Annotated in this window: 3 protein-coding genes; all 3 read right to left on the bottom strand. The window is 47.8% G+C overall.

The genetic code is table 11. The annotated features are described in order from the left end of the window. Positions 1 to 297: 297 nt before the first annotated feature. Complete coding sequence (locus RMO35_RS23350) at positions 298 to 1,695, bottom strand: HAMP domain-containing sensor histidine kinase (protein ID WP_309744844.1); 1,398 nt, start codon at positions 1,693 to 1,695, stop codon at positions 298 to 300. 124 nt (positions 1,696 to 1,819) lie between these two features. Then, entirely contained in the window at positions 1,820 to 2,116 is a 297-nt protein-coding gene (locus tag RMO35_RS23345; RefSeq protein ID WP_309744842.1) for a DUF3143 domain-containing protein, read from the bottom strand. A gap of 285 nt (positions 2,117 to 2,401) precedes the next feature. Beyond that, on the bottom strand, positions 2,402 to 3,034 hold the full coding sequence (locus tag RMO35_RS23340) for a molybdenum cofactor guanylyltransferase (protein ID WP_309744840.1): 633 nt from the start codon (positions 3,032 to 3,034) through the stop codon (positions 2,402 to 2,404). Positions 3,035 to 3,092 lie beyond the last annotated feature (58 nt).

The raw sequence follows: 3,092 nt of genomic DNA, 5'->3' as shown, positions 1-3,092 counted from the left end.
GGATTGTAGGATGATTTACGTTCGGAGCTGTCATCCACTCCGGACTATATATTCAATACCTATTTTTATATTAGCGAGCCTAGTGAGTTAATTACTGTCTTAAATATCACTATATCTGAAAATTATCGAGCTGTCATTTTTATGCCGATGACGATTCCGCAAGGCGGAGGCTACGCCAACGATTAAATGTGACGAACAATTTTTTGAGTGTTAGCTGCGGTCATAAATGGCACAATTGCCATAGTAATTTTTAGATCGGGCATCCATACATTCGTCCTTAATTTATACTTAATGTACTTAATTAAATGTTGAATGTCCCTCACTAGTTGGCAACGCGATTTGGAGCCAAGCGCCATGAGTTTTGGGGTGATTATTGGCGACGATCGTGCCGTGGTGGGCGAGAATAATTTGTCTGACGATCGCTAGTCCCAAGCCACTACCAGTTGTTTGTGAATGGCGCTTACCAGCCTCCGTCTCGCTCCGCTGGCGCGAGACATCGCCGCGATATAACCGATCGAAAACATAGGGGAGATCGCTAGCTGTAAAACCAGCACCATCATCATAGAGATCGATCGAGACTGAATTTGGCTCGGTATTATCACCAAGTCGAGCTGATTTTAACAGATTAACATCGAGCCAAATATGTCCGCGATCGGGAGAAAATTTCAGGCTATTATCAAATAAATTAATTAATACTTGCGTAAATCGACCTTTATCGATTTCTAGGATTAATTGCGCTGGTCCCGTATAGACAAATTCGATTTGGCGCTGCTTGGCAATTGGTTCTAAAGTATGCCAAGTATCATCAATGAGCTGTACCACGTCAACTTCCGTCAATTTTAACGAATGAGCAGCCGCGTTTTCTAACTGACTCAGTTCCAAAAAATGTTGAACTAAATCGATTAAGCGATTAGTTTCTTGCAAGATCCGACTCGCCCAACGAGTCAACTCCGGGGGCAGTTTAGATTCTAATGTTTCGGCAATCAGGTGAATAGCTGTCAGGGGAGTCCGAATTTCATGAGCGAGATCGCCTAGCCACCGCTCCCGCGCGGCATCGGTATCTACTTGTTGCTGCTGGCTCTCGATAAATACGCCAATGGCACCATCGTCGAGCGGCATCCCACTAGCTGCAATCCAAATCGACTGGGAATTTGCGGCTTCTTGATACCCAAAATGAAACTGCCAAACTAATTCCGCCGCTACCTGTTGCGATCGAACTTTAGTGATTAAGCGATCGAGTTCGTAGGAACGGACTAATTCTAATAATAGTCTGGTTTGTCCGGGCTGCCACCGCTGAATTTGGAGGAGCTGTTGCGCCTTGTGGTTGCACCATAACACTTGATTGTCAGCATCGAGCTGCAAGTAACCAATCGGCGCATCTTGGAGTAAAGATTGCCACGTAAATAACTGTTGCTGAAGCTGCTGATGTTGTTGTTGACTGATGACGATCCGACGTCGTAACTGTGATACGATCGGGAGCGAGATATCTTCATGGTAGTCGGATGTCTCCATCACCGCCAATACCTGTTGCAGTTGCCGTTTGGCGTCAGCATCCCGCCATAAATAACCACCACTGGCACCGACAACGATCCCCATGATGACCGAAAGCGAGATGATTAGAAACATGGCTCGATAGATGGGTAAATACTGACACCGATCTGTACCGACTCCAGAGCCGCTAACAAATCTTGCCAAAAGCTAGGATCTAGAGTTCGTCGGCTAGCGAGCAGATCCTAGCCACATTAGAGCTAGCATCCAAATACTATCATACTATGAATTGTAGTTAAGTTTAGCATGACCGAGCTTCGAGCCGATCGCGTTAGGGGCCTGCAAACACGGCGTTTTCGATATCTTGACGACTCAGCGAATATTTGAAGGTGCGATAAATACTCGGATTGCCCGAGGTCAGAGGGGTGGGGTTATCGGCAGTGGCATGATAGCGAACGGTAAGTTCTTCGATATCCAAACACACTTCAGCGCGCCAATCTGGTCTGGTAATATGCCAGCAGTGCAACTCACTATCATCTTGTTCGCAACCCATTGAGAGCAACCATTGCTCGATTTCAGGCAGGGGATGATTGTACAACGGGGTATCATCAGTCGGTAGTAAGGTCATGGATGAATTGATAATTGATAATTGATAATTGATAATTGATAATTGGCGTTGCTCAATTGTGGTATGGTTCGCTCTTCAGTCCCGCCTTCGCCTCCGGCTCTGGCTCCCCTCTCCCAAGCTTGGGAGCGACCCAAATCGCGCTGAGGCTTCCTCAGCGTGCGTTTCACCAAGCAGGGCTAAATCTATGCTTCATACCTGAATTCAGCAATGCCAATAATTAATATTTTTACCGAGCGTAATTTTCGCCGATCGATTACCATTTTAGACCGATATCCGCTCTAGCTGCTAGGAAATCGGGCGAGCGGCGATAATCTGTGCCAACTCAGCGGGGGTGTTACAGTTTGCCAGCCAGCGGGGATCGGTGACGACTAACTCAGTGACTACCTGCTCTCGGAGCCAACCTTGAAACGATCGACCGCCCCGATCGATGTACATGCGCAACGAGCGGTGGCAAATTTGCCGATAGCAGCCAGCTAACGCCTCCCACCCTTTGTCTGGGTGTTTGGGGAGATAAGCAATGCTCCCAGGGGCGACAGCAGGCAATCCATCGATCCAGGATTGGATTGCTAAAGTTGATAAATTGGGCAAATCGCAAGCGAGGGTCAATACCCAAGGTGTCGAAATTGCCGTCAGTGCTTGTGAAAAAGCCAGCAATGGCCCGCAGTCTGGCGATCGCTCGGGGATGAATTCACAATCCTCCGGTAAAAGTGACTGATATTTATCCGCCCAGGGGGTAATTACATAGATTTGCGGGTGCAGCGATCGATCGCGATTTCCGAGATCCTCACAGCCAGCCACAGCATCATAAATCCGCCGAATTAATGGCACTCCATCGATCTCAATGGTCGCCTTATCGCGACCCATCCGCGAACTTCGACCACCAGCGAGAATCAGTACCGACACAGATCGATCGTCCACAAGACACTGGAATGAATGGTTAGTAACCTAATGGCAGCTTGGATTTGGGGGCAGCAGA

Source organism: Chamaesiphon sp. OTE_20_metabat_361, assembly GCF_031364565.1.
The sequence above is the reverse complement of the archived record's forward strand: the minus strand, read 5'-3'. Positions and strand labels throughout refer to the sequence as shown.